The 16286-nt window shown below is 67.7% G+C and carries 13 protein-coding genes and 1 pseudogene; 12 read left to right on the top strand and 2 right to left on the bottom strand.

Features of this window, described 5'->3' with window-relative positions:
• The first annotated feature begins 34 nt into the window (after positions 1 to 34).
• From HF877_RS10565 to HF877_RS10515, 11 genes are all read left to right on the top strand, one after another.
• Positions 35 to 2518 (top strand): HAD-IC family P-type ATPase, encoded by a 2484-nt coding sequence (locus tag HF877_RS10565; protein ID WP_169621140.1) that lies wholly within the window; start codon positions 35 to 37, stop codon positions 2516 to 2518.
• A gap of 41 nt (positions 2519 to 2559) precedes the next feature.
• A complete protein-coding gene (locus HF877_RS10560; protein WP_169621139.1) occupies positions 2560 to 2898 on the top strand; it encodes an antitoxin in 339 nt (112 codons plus the stop codon).
• An 87-nt stretch (positions 2899 to 2985) separates the two neighbouring features.
• A complete protein-coding gene (locus HF877_RS10555; RefSeq protein ID WP_169621138.1) occupies positions 2986 to 3174 on the top strand; it encodes an antitoxin in 189 nt (62 codons plus the stop codon).
• A 53-nt stretch (positions 3175 to 3227) separates the two neighbouring features.
• Positions 3228 to 4883: a Na+/H+ antiporter gene (locus tag HF877_RS10550; protein WP_169621137.1), complete on the top strand. Its 1656-nt coding sequence runs from the start codon at positions 3228 to 3230 to the stop codon at positions 4881 to 4883.
• Between the two features lie 90 nt (positions 4884 to 4973).
• Positions 4974 to 6197: a histidine kinase gene (locus HF877_RS10545; protein WP_169621136.1), complete on the top strand. Its 1224-nt coding sequence runs from the start codon at positions 4974 to 4976 to the stop codon at positions 6195 to 6197.
• 31 nt (positions 6198 to 6228) lie between these two features.
• On the top strand, positions 6229 to 7014 hold the full coding sequence (locus HF877_RS10540; protein ID WP_169621135.1) for a LytTR family DNA-binding domain-containing protein: 786 nt from the start codon (positions 6229 to 6231) through the stop codon (positions 7012 to 7014).
• Entirely contained in the window at positions 6999 to 7388 is a 390-nt protein-coding gene (locus HF877_RS10535) for a hypothetical protein (protein ID WP_169621134.1), read from the top strand. Before HF877_RS10540 ends, HF877_RS10535 begins: the two co-directional genes overlap by 16 nt.
• Before the next feature lie 6 nt (positions 7389 to 7394).
• The gene (locus tag HF877_RS10530; RefSeq protein ID WP_169621133.1) at positions 7395 to 9167 is read left to right on the top strand and encodes a cation acetate symporter; all 1773 of its coding nucleotides are present in this window, start codon (positions 7395 to 7397) and stop codon (positions 9165 to 9167) included.
• A 125-nt stretch (positions 9168 to 9292) separates the two neighbouring features.
• On the top strand, positions 9293 to 9655 hold the full coding sequence (locus HF877_RS10525) for a DUF485 domain-containing protein (RefSeq protein ID WP_169621132.1): 363 nt from the start codon (positions 9293 to 9295) through the stop codon (positions 9653 to 9655).
• Positions 9652 to 11286, top strand: a complete 1635-nt coding sequence (locus HF877_RS10520) for a cation acetate symporter (RefSeq protein WP_169621131.1) — start codon at positions 9652 to 9654, stop codon at positions 11284 to 11286. The genes HF877_RS10525 and HF877_RS10520 overlap by 4 nt, the downstream gene beginning before the upstream one ends.
• A 102-nt stretch (positions 11287 to 11388) precedes the next feature.
• Entirely contained in the window at positions 11389 to 11820 is a 432-nt protein-coding gene (locus tag HF877_RS10515; RefSeq protein WP_169621130.1) for an SRPBCC family protein, read from the top strand.
• A gap of 109 nt (positions 11821 to 11929) precedes the next feature.
• On the opposite strand, the pseudogene HF877_RS10510 reads toward HF877_RS10515, so the two are convergent.
• Together HF877_RS10510 and HF877_RS10505 are read right to left on the bottom strand one after the other, a co-directional pair.
• Positions 11930 to 14093 (bottom strand): annotated as a pseudogene (locus HF877_RS10510) (molybdopterin-dependent oxidoreductase).
• 99 nt (positions 14094 to 14192) lie between these two features.
• Positions 14193 to 14813: a TetR family transcriptional regulator gene (locus tag HF877_RS10505; RefSeq protein ID WP_169621129.1), complete on the bottom strand. Its 621-nt coding sequence runs from the start codon at positions 14811 to 14813 to the stop codon at positions 14193 to 14195.
• Positions 14814 to 14904: 91 nt separating this feature from the next.
• On the opposite strand from HF877_RS10505, the gene HF877_RS10500 reads away from it, so the two are divergent.
• A complete protein-coding gene (locus tag HF877_RS10500; protein ID WP_169621128.1) occupies positions 14905 to 16260 on the top strand; it encodes a cytochrome P450 in 1356 nt (451 codons plus the stop codon).
• Positions 16261 to 16286 lie beyond the last annotated feature (26 nt).

The raw sequence follows: 16286 nt of genomic DNA, 5'->3' as shown, positions 1-16286 counted from the left end.
AGGGGCGCCGCCCGGTGGAATACGCTCATTGGTTATGGCAGGAGAAGAGCCCACCGCGGTAGTCGAGACGAGTGACACGCTCACCGACGACCCCGCATATCTCGAGCACGGGCTGGCCACCGAACAGGTCGCCGAACGAGTCGCCCGCGGGCAGACCAATGACGTCCCCGACCGCGCGTCCCGTTCGGTCAAGGACATCGTCCGTGCCAACGTCTTCACCCGGATCAACGCGATTCTGGGCGTCCTGCTGCTGATCGTGCTCGCGACCGGCTCGATCGTCGACGGCATGTTCGGCCTGCTCATCGTGGCGAACAGTTCCATCGGCATCATCCAGGAAGTCCGCGCCAAGCGGACCCTGGACAAACTCGCGATCGTCAGCCAGACCAGGCCGGTAGTGCGCCGCAACGGCAGCAGCGGCGAGCTGCCCCCGCGCGAGGTCGTGCTCGACGACATCATCGAACTCGGTCCCGGCGATCAGCTCGTCGTCGACGGCACCGTCGTGGAGTCGGCCGGGCTCGAACTCGACGAGTCCTTGCTCACCGGTGAATCCGACGCCGTGCACAAGGACCCGGGGACATCGGTGATGTCGGGCAGCTTCGTGTCCTCGGGGACCGGCGCCTACCGGGCGACGAAGGTCGGACGGGACGCGTACGCGGCGCGGCTCGCGGAGGAGGCCAGCAAGTTCACGCTGGTCCACTCGGAGCTGAACGCGGGCATCAACAAGATCCTCAAGCTCATCACCTACCTGATGATTCCCGCGGGCCTGCTCATCATCTTCAACCAGCTGTTCTCGAGCGGTGAAGCCCTCGGACCCTCGCTGAGCGGCATGGTCGCGGCGCTGGTGCCGATGGTGCCCGAAGGCCTGGTCCTCATGACCTCCATCGCGTTCGCGGTCGGCGTCGTCCGGCTGGGCCGCCGCCAGTGCCTCGTGCAGGAGCTTCCCGCGATCGAGGGACTGGCACGGGTCGACATCGTGTGTGCGGACAAGACCGGAACTCTCACCGAGAACGGCATGCGGCTCGCCGACGTCGAACTCGTCGAGAGCCCCGGCGGAACCGACCTCGACGCTGCCCGGACCGCGCTGGCTGCCCTGGCCTGCGACGACCCCCGCCCGAACGCGAGCGTGCTCGCGATCGCCGAGGCGTTTCCCGACGGCCCCGATTGGGGCAAGCCCACGGCGATCGCACCGTTCTCCTCGGCGAAGAAGTGGAGCGGCCAGTCGTACGGGGCACACGGCAACTGGCTGCTCGGCGCGTGCGACGTGCTCCTCGATTCGGGAACACCGACGGCGCGGCGCGCGGAAGAACTCGGAGCTCAGGGGCTGCGCGTGCTGCTGCTGGCCCGCAGCGACCGGCCCGTCGACGACGCACTCGCACCCGGAACCGTCGCGCCCGTCGCCCTGGTCGTGCTCGAGCAGCGGGTGCGGACCGATGCGAAGGCCACGCTCGAGTACTTCGCGGAACAGCACGTCGACGTCAAGGTCATCTCCGGCGACAACGCCGTGTCTGTGGGAGCGGTCGCGTCGTCACTCGGCCTGCCGCACGGCGACAGCCCGATCGACGCGCGCACACTGCCCGACGATCGCGAGCAACTCGCCGACATCGCCGAAGCATCGACGACCTTCGGGCGCGTACGTCCCGACCAGAAACGCGCCATGGTCGGTGCGCTGCAGTCGCGCGGCCACACCGTCGCGATGACCGGAGACGGGGTCAACGACGTCCTCGCGCTCAAGGACGCGGACATCGGAGTCGCCATGGGCTCGGGCAGCCCCGCAGCGCGGTCCGTCGCGCAGATCGTCTTGCTCGACAACAAGTTCGCGACGTTGCCCTACGTCGTCGGTGAGGGCCGCCGCGTCATCGGCAACATCGAACGCGTCTCGAATCTGTTCCTCACCAAAACGGTGTACTCGGTGCTGCTCGCATTCTTCATCGGTGCGTCGGGGGTGCTGGCCCCGATCTTCGACTTCGATCCGCTGCCGTACCCGTTCCTGCCGCGGCACGTGACGATCGCCGCGTGGTTCACCATCGGTATCCCGGCGTTCCTGCTGTCGCTCGCTCCCAACAACGAGCGGGCACGACCGGGTTTCGTGTCGCGGGTGATGCGCCTGGCCATCCCGTCGGGCGTGATCGTCGGTGTCGCGACCTTCGTCTGCTACCTCCTCGTCTACGCGGGACCGGACCAGACCGAGGCACAGAAGGTGCAGGCCGGGACGTCCGCGCTCATCACCCTGATCATGATCGCCCTGTGGGTGCTGGCCGTGGTGGCACGGCCGTACCAATGGTGGAAGATCGCACTGATCGCGGGAGCCGTGCTCGGCTACGTCGTGCTGTTCTCGGTGCCGTTCTGCCGGGAGTTCTTCGCGCTCGACCCGTCGAACGTCGCGTACTCCACCATCGCGTTCACCTGCGGTGCGATCGGTGTGCTTCTCGTCGAGGCCTGCTGGTGGGTGACGGGTCGCATCCACGGTGAGCGCCGGCGTCTGTTCGCATCTCGGGAGGACCTGCCCGGAGCACCCTGACCTGTGGGACGCTGGTCGTAGTTCCAACGGAAGGACACGCCATGGGACTCATGGACACCGTCAAGGGACTGCTCGGCAAGGGCAAGGGTTACGCCGCACAGAACTCCGACAAGGTCGACGGGTACATCGAGAAGGCAGGCCACATCGCCGACTCCAAGACCCGCGGAAAATACTCGCAGCACATCGGCAAGGCGCAGGACGCGGCGCGCAAGCACCTCGGCAGCGAAAACCCCGCTGCCGGAAACCCGGCTGCCGAAAACCCCGTCACAGACGCTTCGGCATCGGATCCGCGGCCCGGGTCACCGCCCGCCGGTCCACAGCCCGATCCTCGCCCGGGGGGCGGTCCGGGCCCGGCTACCCCGCCGGGCACCGCACCCTGACCCGGCCGGGGCGGTGACCGGTTCATCACCCCGGCTCTCGCTGTGTCACGCTTTGTTCGCTCGATCATCGAACAAAGGGGTTCCCGCATGGGATTCATGGACAGCGTCAAGGGCATCGTGGACAAGGGCAAGCAGTTCGCGGCCGAGAATCCCGACAAGGTGAACAGCGCCATCGACAAGGTCGGTGACGTCGCGGACAGCAAGACCGGCGGCAAGTTCGCCGGGCAGGTCGATTCCGCGCAGAGTGCAGTGAAGAAGGCCCTCGGCACCAAGTGACGACGTGACCGGAGGGTGTGCCCCACGGGCGGCATAGGGGGAGAATCGGTCCCGTGAACGGGACCATGATTCTGCTCGTCGTCATCGCGGCCATCGCCGTCACAGGACTGGCGAACAGGGGAAACCTGCAGGGCCCACTGGTTCTCGTCATCATCGGCGCGATCGCGTCGTTCCTGCCCGGCCTGCCGCGGCTCGAGCTGGAACCGGACGTACTGCTCGGGGTCGTGCTGCCCCCGTTGCTGTACTCGGCGGCGCTGAAGTTCTCCGTTCCCACGTTCCGGCGTTATCTCGCACCGATCCTCAGACTCGGGATCGTCACGGTGCTGGCGACGGCGTTCGCGGTGGCATTCTTCGCGAACTGGCTGGTTCCGGACCTCACGTTCGGTGCCGCGCTGGTCCTGGGGGCGGTGGTTGCGCCCACCGACGCGGTCAGCGCGGTCGCGGTGGGGCAGAAACTCGGACTGCCCAAACGCGTCATCTCCATCCTCACCGGTGAAGGACTCGTCAACGATGCGACCGCACTGACGCTGTTCGCGGTGGCGATCGCCATGGTTGCGGGGACCCCGGTGTTCGCCGATTCACCGGTGCTGTTCTTCGCATACGGAGTCGTCGGCGGCGTCGCGGTGGGTCTGGTCCTCGCGGCAGTGGTGCACTGGGTCCGCGGCCGCATGTTCGACTCGCCGCTGGAAACTGCTCTCGGGCTGGTCCTTCCGTTCGCGGCTTATCTCGTCGCCGAGGAGATCCACGCGTCCGGGGTACTCGCAGTGGTCGCGGCGGGCCTGTACATCGGGCACCGGGCCACCGACACCGCGGTCACCACGCGGTTACAGGAACGCTTCGTGTGGGAGAGCGTCGACATCCTGCTCGAAATGTTCGTCTTCGCTTACATGGGCCTGCAACTGAAATTCGTCCTGGACGAAGTGGCCGACACCGGCCTCGACGTGGTGCCGGTGTTGCTCTATTCCGTTGCGGTGCTGGCGGTGGTCATACTCGTCCGCCCGATCTGGGGCTTTCTGAACTGGGGTCGCCGCCGGGCGGTGCGCACGGCCGGGTTCACCCGCCTCGGCCGCGACCCGCTGACGTACCGCGAGCACATCGTGGTGTCGTGGGCGGGGATGCGCGGCGTCGTCACCCTTGCCGCAGCCGGCGGTGTGCCGGCGGTCCTCGGGTCTGGGGAGCCGTTCCCGGGACGGGAGCTCATCCACCTGGCCGCGCTGGTCGTGGCGGTGGGCACGCTGCTCATTCAGGGCGCCACCATGCCGATGCTGATCCGGCGGCTCGACGTCGTCGATCCGTACGAACGCCTTCGCGCCACCGAGCAACGCGAACTGGCCCGCACCATCACGGCGAACGCGGCGAAAGAAGAGATCGCAAGCTTGGAGAAGGATCCGCCGGGCGGGTTCGACCCGGACGCGGTGCGCCGGATCCTCGAACGCGTGCGACGATCCGTCAAGGCCCGCGTCGACGCGCGACAGGTCGAGTCCGAGGACGACACCGAGGCCGGTGTCGACGCCGGCGCACTGTTCGACGAGTTCCGACGCGCCGTGCTCCGCGCCCAGCGCACCGCGCTCATCGCGGCACGAGACGACGGCACGTTGGACGACGAGAGTCTGCGGGCCGAACTCGAGAGTCTGGACATCGAGGAAGCCGCCGCGGAGGAACGGGTCGAACGTCGCGGCAGAACGGGAAACGGGACGCCCCCGCCGTGATCGACCCGCCCGTCGCCGGTGCTCGTCGTAGCGTATGACCATGATCGAACCGCCCGACCCCGTGGCCGTAGCGCCGAGGATCGCCGAAACGTGACCGGAACCGTTCTGCTCGCGTTCGCGGCCGTCACGATTCTGGTCGTCGCCGTACTGGCCGTGGTGTGGGCGCGGACCCGCCGGGTCGTCACCACCCCCGCCGAACGGGCCGTGCATTCCACGCTGCACACGGCGTCCCTCGCCGCGCGTCCCCTGCGACGGGGGCTCGACGCCTCGTCCGCGACGGAAGCGGCCGTGCACCTGCGGATGCTGCTCGCGGAAGCGCAGGCCGTCGCCCTCGTGGACGCGGACGGGACGCTGCTCGCGTGGGACGGCCCGTTCGAGAGCCTCGCGGACCGCATGCACGACGCCGCCGCGCGCGCCGTCGCGGAGGAGCGGCGGGTACTGGTCGGACACCGTGACCTGGCTCCGGGCCCCCGGGACCTCGCCGCGCGCGCACTGATCGCCCAGCCCCTCGTGATCGAAGGCGTGGGAGTGGCAGGTGTGCTGGGCGTGGTGACGACGACGACTCCCGGTCCCGCATTGCTCGGCGCGATCACGGAGGTGGCGCGGTATGCGTGCAGCCAGCTCGAACTGGCCGAACTCGACGCTTCCAGGGCCCGGCTCGACCGGGCCGAGCTGCGGGCCTTACGCGCGCAGATCAGCCCGCATTTCATCTACAACGCGCTCAACACCGTCGCGTCGTTCGTGCGCACCGACCCGGACCGGGCACGAGAACTGCTGCTCGATTTCGCAGATTTCACGCGTTACTCGTTCCGCGCGACGGGGGAGTACACGCTGCTCGCCGACGAACTGCGGAACATCGATCGCTATCTCACGCTCGAACGAGCCCGTTTCGGCAATGCGCTCGAGGTGCGGTTGCAGGTCGCACCCGAGGTTCTCAACGTGACGCTTCCGTTCCTCGCGTTGCAGCCACTCGTCGAGAACGCGGTCCGGCACGGTATCGCCGGGACATCCACCCGCACCGGCACCATCACGATCACCGCAGCCGACGAGGGCACCGACTGCGTCATCAGTGTGGAGGACGACGGGGTGGGAATGGACCCGGAACTGCTGCGTTCCGGAACGCTGGACTCGATCGCCGAGAGTGAGCACGGCAGCGGGGTCAAGGAGTCCGCGCACGTCGGTCTCGCCAACGTCGACGACCGGCTCCGGGCCGCTTTCGGCAACGACTACGGGCTGGTGGTGGAGACCGCCCCGGGGGCCGGTACGAAAGTGAGCATGCGGGTACCCAAGTTCCGTGCGGGTATCCGGCCTTGACGGGTGCCCGACGTGGCACGATAGGTCCGCCGTGAACGACAAAGCAGAGAAGACACTCACCGTACTGGCCGTCGACGACGAACCGCCCGCTCTCGACGAGCTTGCGTACCTGTTGCGCGCTCAGGACGAGATCGCCCAGGTCCATACCGCGAGCGACGCGACGACGGCGCTGCGGTTGTTGCGCGACGGTGGGGTCGATGCGGTGTTCCTCGACATCAACATGCCCGGACTGGACGGTCTGGAGATCGCCGGCATCCTTCGCAACTTCGCGACCCCACCGGCTGTGGTGTTCGTGACCGCACACGACGACCGCGCGGTGTCGGCGTTCGACCTCGGTGCCGTGGACTATGTGCTCAAGCCCCTTCGGGAGGAGCGCCTCGCTCAGGCGGTGCAACGGATCGTCGAGCGGCGCCGGTCCGGGGCGGGGCGGGCGCCGGAACCACAGTCGGGCGACGAAGTGATCCCCGTCGAACTGGGTGGGGTGACCACTCTCGTTCCCCGGTCGTCGGTGCAGTGGGTGGAGGCCGACGGTGACTATGCCCGGTTGCACACCGCGACCGGTTCGCATCTCGTGCGCATCCCGATCTCGACCCTCGAGAGCCGATGGGCCGACGCGGGCTTCCTGCGCGTGCATCGGTCCTTCCTCGTCGCGCTGCCCCTGGTCACCGGTATCCGCAGCGTCGGCTCCGGCCTCGTGGTGTGTGTGAAGGGGAACGGTGACGCGCCACCGGTCGAGTTGCCGGTCAGTCGTCGCCACACCCGTGAACTCAAGGACCGCCTCATCCGCGGCCCGATGCAGACGTGGACGTCGCGGTGAGCACCCAAGCAGGCGGGTCACCCCCGCCGCGGCAGCGTGTGGTTCTCGCGCAGCGGCGGGGCGCGCGCATCGTCCGCACGCGGGTCGAGGTGCAGCAACAGACCGAGGTCGGCGATGCGATGGTGCGCGGCCTGGTGCGCGCCCAACTCGGCCTCGCCATCCGGGTCGCCCTGGCAACGGTGTGCCTGCTCGGGGCGATTCCCGTGCTGTTGCACTTCGTGCCGCGACTGTCGGAGGTGACGCTGATGGGGGTCCGGCTCCCGTGGATTCTGCTCGGCATCGTCGGTTATCCGGTCCTGCTCGGGATCGCGTGGGTCTATGTGCGCCTCGCCGAACGAAACGAGCAGGACTTCACCGACCTGACCGACGACTGACGCGTCATGACCGAGTCGATTCCCGTCGCGACCGTCGTCGGCCTCGTCGCGGCGGCTGTCGCCACCGTCGCGATCGGTGTCTACGGCGTCCGTATGGCCCGCACGACCTCCGATTTCCTCGTCGCGTCCCGCAGCGTCGGGCCGCGGTGGAACGCCGCCGCCATTTCCGGGGAGTACCTGTCCGCCGCGTCCTTCCTCGGCGTCGCCGGGCTGGTCGCGAAGTTCGGGGCAGACGCCCTCTGGTATCCGGTCGGGTTCACCGCCGGGTATCTCGGGCTGTTGTTGTTCGTCGCGGCACCGCTGAGGCGATCCGGTGCCTACACGGTGCCGGATTTCGCGGAGTTCCGTCTCGGCGAACGATGGCTGCGCACCCTGTCGATGATGGTGGTCGCGATCATCTGCGTGCTCTATCTCGTGCCGCAGTTCCAGGGCGCGGGACTCACGCTCAATATCCTTCTCGGCGTCCCGGACTGGGTGGGGGTCGCAGTCGTCGGCATCATCGTCGTCGCGAACGTGGTCGGTGGCGGGATGCGGTCGATCACGTTCGTGCAGGCGTTCCAGTATTGGCTCAAGCTCACCGCGGTCGCCATTCCCGCCCTCGTCCTGATCCTGCATTTCGTCGGTGATGATCGCGCGGTGGACGGTCCTGTTCCCCCGACAGTCACCGAAGCCACCACCGTCGACATCACCGTCGACGTCATCGTGCAGGTCGCCGACCCGCTGGAGGTGACGGCCCGGGGCGACGTGGACGGTGTGCCCGTCTCCGGCGTGATCGAGCTTGCACCGGGAGAACACGAATTCGGGGCCGGAACCCAGCTGGTGCTCGAGGCGGGGTCGCCGGTCCCCGTGGTGGCGGGCGCTCCGTCGGACAACGACACCTGGGCCGCACCCGGCGCCGGGATCGGTGCGGGCGGCGCGCACCCGTTGTTCCAGGTGTACTCACTGATGCTCGCGACGTTCCTGGGCACCATGGGGTTGCCGCACGTACTCGTCCGCTTCTACACCAACCCCGACGGACGTGCCGCCCGCATGACCTCGCTGGCGGTGATCGGGCTCCTCGGGCTGTTCTATCTGTTCCCCACCGTTCTCGGGGTCTTCGCCCGGCTGTACGTCCCGCAACTGCTCATCACCGGCCGCTCCGACGCCGCGGTACTGCTGCTGCCCGGGTCGGTGCTGTCCGGGTGGGGCGGGCAACTGGTCGCGGCGCTCGTGGCCTCGGGTGCGATCGCGGCGTTCCTGTCCACGTCGTCGGGCCTGCTGGTGAGCGTGGCGGGGGTGCTGTCCACCGACGTGTTGCGCGGGCGGGTCCGTGACTTCCGGCTCGCGGCGGTGCTCGCGGGTGTCGTGCCGCTCGTGCTCGCGTTGTCGGTGACGTCCCTGGACCTGTCGCGGTCGGTGGGGCAGGTCTTCGCGATCGCCGCGTCCACGCTGTGTCCGCTGCTCGTACTGGGGATCTGGTGGCGCGGGTTGACGGCAATCGGTGCTGCCGCGGGCATGGTGGTGGGCGGCGCCGTCGCGGGTGGTGCCGCCCTGATGTCGATCGTGGTGCGGTTCGATCCGGCGACCGCGGAGGGATGGCCGGCGGTGCTGTCGGAATACCCGGCCGCGGCGAGCGTGCCGCTCGCATTCCTGACCATGATCACCGTGAGTCTTGCTACGCGGACGCGGATCCCGGCCGATGTGGGCCGCACGTTCTCGCGGATGCACGTGCCCGAGCGACTGGGCATGGGCCGGGATCGGGAGCTCGGAGCGTTCGACGACCGCCGTTCGTCGCAGTGAGCCGACCGTTCGTCGCATCGCTCGGCAGTTCGGCGTGCGGTCGGCACACCCCTCTATTTGTGTGATCGCCGTCTCATTAACGTGTGTGAGCACTACACCTCACACGTACGACCAAGGAGTCGGCAGTGACCACAGCACCTCCCAGCGAGAGCGACGTACCCCAGCGGCGCGTTCCGACGCCGCAAGAGTTCGTCGACATGCAGGAAAGCCCTGAGTTCCAGGAGCTGCGCAGTCGCCTGCGCCGGTTCGTGTTTCCCGTGACGGCGTTCTTCCTGGCCTGGTACGCCTTGTACGTTCTGCTCGCGACCTACGCGACCGACTTCATGGCCACCAAGGTCATCGGCAACGTCAACATCGGGCTCCTGCTGGGACTCGCCCAGTTCCTGACCACCTTCATCATCACCGGGGTGTACGTGAAGTTCGCCGGTCGTCAGCTCGACGGCCGTGCCGCTGCGATCCGTACCGAGCTGGAAGGACCGCAGCAGTGAGCGTTCTCGCACAGGGCACCACCGACATCGGTAACCCGCTCCTCAATATCGCGATCTTCCTCGCGTTCGTCGTCGTCACCATGGGCCTGGTCATCCGTGCCAGCCGGACCACGAAGACGGCGTCCGACTTCTACACCGGTGGCGGGCAGTTCTCCGGCCCGCAGAACGGGTTCGCCATCGCAGGCGACTACCTGTCGGCAGCGTCCTTCCTGGGTATCGCGGGTGCCATCGCCGTGTACGGCTACGACGGCTTCCTCTACTCGATCGGCTTCCTGGTCGCGTGGCTCGTCGCGTTGCTGCTCGTCGCCGAACTCCTGCGCAACACCGGCCGTTTCACGATGGCCGACGTGCTGAGCTTCCGGCTCAATCAACGGCCCGTGCGCATGGCCGCGGCGCTGTCCACCCTTGCGGTGTCGCTGTTCTACCTGCTGGCCCAGATGGCCGGTGCCGGTGGTCTGGTTGCGCTCCTGCTCGACATCGAAGGCAAGACGGGGCAGGCGGTCGTCGTCGCCGTCGTCGGTGTGCTCATGATCGTGTACGTGCTGATCGGCGGCATGAAGGGCACGACCTACGTGCAGATGGTCAAGGCGGTGCTCCTCATCGCCGGTGCAGGTGTGATGTTCGTGCTCGTGCTGGTCGCGGTGCGGGGCAACTTCTCTCAGCTCCTCGCCGACGCACAGGCGATGGTGTCGGGTTCCGCGAGCGAGGCTGTCGCCCAGCGCGACGTCCTGGCCCCGGGTGCGAAGTACGGCATCAGCGACATGTCGCGGATCGACTTCATCTCGCTCGGCCTCGCTCTGGTGCTCGGTACCGCCGGCCTGCCGCACGTGCTGATGCGCTTCTACACGGTGCCCACCGCGAAGGAAGCTCGTCGCTCCGTGACGTGGGCTATCGCGCTCATCGGTGGCTTCTACCTGTTCACGCTGGTTCTCGGTTACGGTGCTGCCGCCCTGGTCGGTCCGGACGTCATCCTCAACGCACCGGGCAAGGAGAACGCCGCGGCCCCGCTGCTCGCGTTCGAACTCGGCGGCACGGTGTTCCTGGCCGTGATCTCGGCGGTCGCGTTCGCCACGATCCTCGCCGTGGTCGCGGGGCTGGCCATCACCGCGTCGGCGTCGTTCGCCCACGACATCTACGCCAGTGTCATCAAGCGCGGCAACGCCACCGAGGACGAGCAGGTGCGCGTCTCGCGGATCACCGTTGTGGTGATCGGCCTGGTCTCGATCGTTCTCGGCATCCTCGCGATGGGACAGAACATCGCCTTCCTGGTCGCACTCGCCTTCGCGGTTGCCGCTTCGGCGAACCTGCCGACGCTGCTGTACTCGCTGTTCTGGAAGAAGTTCAACACCACGGGTGCGCTGTTCAGCATCTACGGCGGTCTGATCAGCTGCCTCGTGCTGATCGTGTTCTCGCCCGCCGTGTCCGGCAGCCCGTCCGCGATGTTCCCCGACGCCGACTTCTCCTGGTTCCCGCTGTCGAACCCCGGCATCGTGTCCATCCCGCTCGCCTTCCTGCTCGGCATAGTCGGCACCTACCTGGGCCGCGGCAAGCCGGAAGATCCCTACAAGCAGGCAGAGATGGAAGTTCGCTCGCTGACCGGCGTCGGCGTGGAGAAGGTTGTCTCCCACTGACTCTGCCCGACACGCCCTGACGATCCGAAGGCCCGCCCCGAAAGGGGCGGGCCTTCGGTCGCGTACGGCCCGCCACAGTGCCGGTCGTCTAGGCTGCCGCTCATGGCAAAACTCGAGGTGTCGACCGAACTCCCCATGGACCCGCACCGTGCGTGGGAGAAGGCATCCCGGCTGCAGAGCTTCGACGAGTGGCTGACCATCCACGACGGCTGGCGCAGCGAACTCCCGGACACCCTCACCGCGGGCACGACACTGCAATCGGTGGTCTCGGTCAAGGGCCTGCGCAACCGCGTCACGTGGACGGTCGTGGAACTCGACGCACCGCACCACGTGGTGCTCCGCGGGACGGGCAAGGCCGGGACGAAGTTCTCGATGCGACTCGCCGTCACCGCCGCCGGCGAAGGCTCTCGTCTGACGATGAAGATCGACCTCGGGGGAGCGCCGCTGTTCGGACCCATAGGGTCGGGAGTCGCTCGCGCGCTTCAGGGCGACCTGCAGGCGTCGCTCGACACGTTCGCGCGACTCTACGGCTGACCGGGCACGCTCCCGCCATTCTTCTGCGCCGCGTTTTTTGCGCCGCACCTGCCTTCTTTCGGCGCTCCCGCCGTGGTGCTGCCTCGTCGCCGTCACGACGTACCAGCCGTCACGACGTACCAGCCGTCGCGACGACGCTCACCATCGTCGCATTCACCGCGGCATTGCCGGTGAACGTATCGGTGACCGCCGGGTCGTGCAGCAGGTTGACGTTGGCGCCGGGATGCGCGGCGGCGGTGAACCAGCCGACACCCTTCTCAGCGTGACCCCACCCGTGCGGGATGGCGACCGTGCCGGCCCGGATTTCGTCGCTGACCTCGACGGGCACCACGATGCTCCCGATTCGGGAGCGCACTGTCACCGGCTGACCGTGCACGAGCGACCGGGACGCCGCGTCGTCGGGATGCATCAGGACCGTGCACCGGTCTCGGCCCTTCACCATGGTCGGAACGTTGTGCAACCACGAGTTGTTCGATCGCAGGTGGCGTCGCCCGATCAGCCGGAGATCGAATTCCTCTTCCCGGGAGTCGTTCTCGGCGTCGGTGAGCAGGCGACGTGTCTCCTCGACGAACTCCGGCGGCGCCACGTGCACGCGGCGATCCCGCGTAGCCACCAGGGACCGGAGCCGTGGTTGCAGCGGCCCGAGGTCGATTCCGCCGCGGGCGCGCCGGATCCGCCCGAGTGTCAATCCTCGACGCCCGCGACGCAGGACTCCGTGCGGTCCGGCCAGGACGCCGAACGCGCTCAGCCGTAGTGGGCTGAGTCGGCCGAGCAGCGCGCGGAAAGGACGAGCCGACCAGCTGCGGAAGGGAAGCGGAAGTACCTCGAGGGTCAGGCGCGACATGATCTGCCAGTCCTCGAGCGCGTCGGCCGCAGGTTCGAACACCCGTGCGCTGAACCGTGCGTTGTTCCGGACGGAGAAGACCGGGAACAGGAAATCGAACTCGTCCCGTTCGAGGTGGGATACCGGCGGAAGGATCAGGTCGGCGTGCCTGGATGTCTCGGTGAGGTACATGTCGACCGCGACGAAGAAGTCGAGGCTGTCGAGGGCCTCGTCGAGACGGCCGCCGTGCGGGGTGGACAGCACCGGGTTTCCGGCGTAGGTGACCAGAGCGCGTACCGGACCGGCGGAATCCTGTGCGTCACCGAGGATCTCGTCCGCCAAGCCCACCACCGGCAGTTCCGTGCGGAACGACTTGTGCTCGCCGGTGCGGTTGCTCCACATGCCGTATCCGGAACCGAGTCGCCGCAGAAGACGCGCCGCGTCGATCGGAGGTGAGGAAAACATCTGGCCGCCCGGCCGGTCGAGATTTCCGGTCACGGCGTTGAGGGTGTTCACCAGCCAGTGGGTGAGGGTGCCGGTGACCTGATGGCAGACACCGATGCGGGCGTATGCGACCGCGGACCGTGCCGAAGCCTGGTCGCGGGCGAGTCGTCGGATCGTGTCCGCGTCCACCCCGGCGCGCGGCGCCATCTTCTCGGGTGTGCAGGCCGCGACCAGCTGGGCCAATTCCTCCGTGCCGGCCAGGGGCACGGTGCCGGGGGCCTGGCGGATACCGTCGGCGAAGATCGTGTGCAGCATTCCGAGCAGCAGGTACGGATCGCCGCCCGGAGATACCGCGACGTGTTCGTCTGCGAGCCGCGCGGTCTCGGTGCGCCGCGGGTCGACGACGACCACCGAGCCGCCGCGGCGACGGATCGCGGCGATGCGTCCGCGGGCGTCGGGCATGGTGGTGACCGAGCCGTTGGACACCGCGGGGTTGGCCCCCAGGATCAGGAGGCGGTCGGTGCGATCGACGTCTGCGATCGGCATCAATACGTTCGAGCCGAACATCTTCCACGCTGCGAACTCCTGCGGGAATTGATCGATCGAGGACGCCGAGTAGAACTTCCTGGTGAGGAGGGCGATACGCAGGGCGATCCCGTAGAGGACAGAGGAGCTGTGTGCCGCGGGGTTGCCCAGGTACATCGCGATCGCGTCGCGGCCGTGCCGTCGCTGGATGGTGCGCAACCGGTTTCCTGCGAGGGCGAACGCCTCGTCCCAGCCGATCTCTTCGAAGCTGTCGCCGACCCGCCGTATCGGGCGACGCAGCCGGTCCGGGTCGTAGTGCAGATCTGCGAGGGCGGTGGCCTTCGGGCAGATGTACCCGTGTGAGAGCACGTCGTCGGGATCCCCCCTCGATGCGGGTGACCCTGTCGTCGTCGACGGTGACGAGGATTCCGCAGTGCGCTTCGCACAGGGTGCATTGGCGAGCGACAGTACGTGTGGACACGGCGGCTCCCTCCGCGGTCGTGTGCGCAACGTAGCACTGTCGCGAGTCGCTTGTGAACGATCGCGGCGGAGGGCAACAACCCCCAGGAGCCGGGCTATGTCAGCGATGGGCCGTGGACGTGAACTGGTGAGTCGCCGCGTCGACGATTTCTTCGGGAGTAATCGCGATTTCGTCGTTCAGCCACGCGGTCACCAGTTCGGCCAGGCCGCCGACGAACAGCAGTCCGTTGATCTCGCCCTGGTGCGGGGGCCACGCGCGGTCCCCGTACATCAGCGTCGCTTCGTCCGCGACCATCTGGGCGAACCCGCGCAGTGCCGCGCGTCGATGCGAGCGCAGAGGCTCGAACGCAGCGGACTGGATCATCGCGACCCGTCCCTTGCGCGGATCGTCGGTGAGGATGGTGACGAACGCCGTGATCGCGTTGCGCACGCGCTGCTCGAGCGTTCCGATGCTCGTCCGCAGTGCACTCAGGCCGGCGTCGCGGATCTCGTCGGCGATCCGGTCCAGCACCTGCTGTAGCAATTCGTCTCTGCTGGTGAAGCTTTCGTAGAAGTAGCGCTCGGTCAGTTTGGCCTGCGCGCAGATGGCGGTCATGGTGGCGCCGCTCTGCCCGGCGGCCGCAAACACCTCCAGCCCTGCCTCGAGCAGGCTCTCGCGCCGTGATGCCGCGCGCTGCTCGCCGGTCAGGCCCGCATACCGGCGGGGCGTAGGAGATGTCATACCCCGATCTTGACAGACGGGTCGGTGTGACACACACTACAAACATCTGACAGAGCGTCCTGTCAGATCAATTCGGGAATGAGGGTTCATCGTGACGAAGATCCTGGCCGCTCCACCCGCCGACTCGCAGTTGCAGCCGATCCCGGGCCACGCGGGTCCGCCCCTCGTCGGCCACGCGCTCGAGTACATCCGCGATCCGCTGACGATGATGCAGAAGCGGTGGGACACCTACGGCGAGGTCTCGTGGTTCACGATGATCGGCCGGCGCTGGGTTGCCGTCCTCGGTCCCGACGCGTGCCAGGAAGTGCTCCAGAACAAGGATCGGGCCTTTGTGAACAGCGACGGGTGGTCGGCGCTGATCGGCCCCTTCTTCCACGGCGGCCTCATGCTGCTCGACTCGGACGAACACCTGCGGCACCGCCGGATCATGCAGCAGGCGTTCACTCGCTCACGCCTCGAGAAGACGGTCGACGCCCTCCACCCGGCCATCGGTGCCGCACTCGACACGTGGGTGCCCACCGACGGGTTCCGTGCCTACACCGAACTCAAGACACTCACGCTCGATCTCGCCACGGACATCTTCATGGGCGGGGCGGAAGGCAGTACCGAGCGTGAGATCGACGCAATCAAGAAGGCTTTCGTCGACTGCGTCCAAGCGGCGACCTCGGTGATCCGCTATCCCGTCCCCGGCACGCGGTGGAAGCGGGGACTCGACGGCCGCCGTCTCCTCGAAGAGTTCTTCCGCCGGTACCTACCGGCGCGCCGTACCCACGAGACCGACGACCTGTTCTCCGTGCTCTGCCACATCGAATCCGAAGCAGGACAACGCTTCAGCGACGACGAGGTCGTCGACCACATGATCTTCCTGCTCATGGCCGCGCACGACACGTCCACGATCACCCTCTCCACGATGATGCAGTACCTCGGTCAGCATCCGCAGTGGCGGGAGAGGTGCCGGGCGGAGTCGCTCGCACTGGGCACATCGACACCCGGTTACGGGGACCTCGACGGTCTGGTCGGTCTCGATCTGGTCATGAAGGAGTGCCTCCGTATCGTTGCCCCCGTGCCGGTCATGGCGCGCCGGGCGGTGCGCGACACCGAGGTGCAGGGGCATTTCGTGCCCGCGGGAACGTACGCCGCAGTGGCGCCGCACTTCACTCACCACATGCCGCAGTACTGGCCGGACCCCGAACGATTCGACCCCGAACGCTTTGCGGAGCACCGGCGCGAAGACAAGGTGCATCGGTACGCCTGGGAGCCCTTCGGCGGAGGTGTGCACAAATGCCTGGGAATGCACTTCGCCGGCGCCGAGATCAAAGCGATCATGCATCACCTGCTGCTGCGCTTCGACTGGGATGTCGACCCCGGCTACGTCGCGCCACTGAACTTCACGTCCCTGCCGTTCCCCTCCGACGGCCAGCCCGTGGATCTGCGCGTACGGGACTGAACTCGTCCGCAATCCGGCCGATCCGG

Source organism: Rhodococcus sp. BL-253-APC-6A1W, assembly GCF_012843405.1.
GTDB lineage: Bacteria > Actinomycetota > Actinomycetes > Mycobacteriales > Mycobacteriaceae > Rhodococcus.
This window is presented reverse-complemented; position numbering and strand designations above follow the sequence as displayed.